1 protein-coding gene is annotated in these 1,015 nt (G+C 60.6%); it reads right to left on the bottom strand.

The annotated features are described in order from the left end of the window. Positions 1 to 527, bottom strand: a 527-nt coding sequence (locus ACPYOJ_RS34490; protein ID WP_481420246.1) for a hypothetical protein, incomplete at its 3' end; no start/stop codon positions are given. Between the last annotated feature and the right edge of the window lie 488 nt (positions 528 to 1,015).

Genomic DNA, 1,015 nt, shown 5'->3' with positions numbered 1-1,015 from the left:
AGCGGCAGGCGACGGGCGCTGCCGGCTATCTGGACGACGACTTCATCCGGGGACTGCATGATCCCGGCGAGCGCGTTTCGTTCCGACCACTCCTCCTTCCCGACTAGCCCGGTTTCGATCTCCAAACCGCCCTGTAGCTGTTGATGGATCTTCAGATCAATCAGCTCGGAGGCATTCAGAACGGCGTCAGCCGTATCTCTACCCCCGGGCGAGAGCTGGTGGCAGGAATGGTCATACCCTGTTGTCACCACGCCGCCCGATGTACCAAGCTGGATGCGGGGACGTGATGCAGACGCCCCACCAAATCCCTCAACAATCACCGTGAACTCGCGTAGGTCTGCCAAGAGACCCGTCATGTCAAATGCGGGGCCGGACAGTGTAGCCCTCGGCGTAGAGAACCTACCAAGCTTGGCCACGGTGGTCATTGTGGTGCCCAAGTCGCTCACTACCTGTGCGGCCACCAACAAGGCAGGGTCTACCGGGGCATCATATGCCTTGATGTAGAGGGTGACCGGTATGTTGACCACGCGGGTTTCCGCTGCTGTGCGAGCCACGCGGGAGGCGTCAAAGGATATTTGGTTTGAGTCGGTTTGTGACGTTGCCGCACGAGAGGCGGTCGTCGGAGCGCTAGCGAATACACCGCCCACGCCGCTAACAAGGGCACCAACGTTGAACTGGCCTGTGATACTCTGCAGGGCGTCTTGCTGCACCGAGCCAAACACGCCCAGTATCATTGCCTGTCTGACCTGCACGCCATCCACGAAGGAACGGGCTCTCTACGTTCGGGAGTACGGGGTTGCCGCTCCCATCCGTGGCCCACCCATTGGCTAAACCGTATGCTCGGAGTTGGGGGTAGGCGGATGTTACCGCGAAGCCGGGGATATACGGGATGTGTCCGGGCGGCGTGGTGGTTCCGTTGCCATATACCTGAAGGATTGTAGCCACAGGGACGCCACCTTGAAGGTACGCCTGTCCTGCCCAGTACTTGGCGGAATAGTCCCGCTCCGTCCACCAG

It is taken from the genome of Rhizobium sp. SVR5-9E (assembly GCF_056755095.1).
Note: the sequence above shows the minus strand (reverse complement) of the source record. Positions and strands in the feature narration are given on the sequence as shown.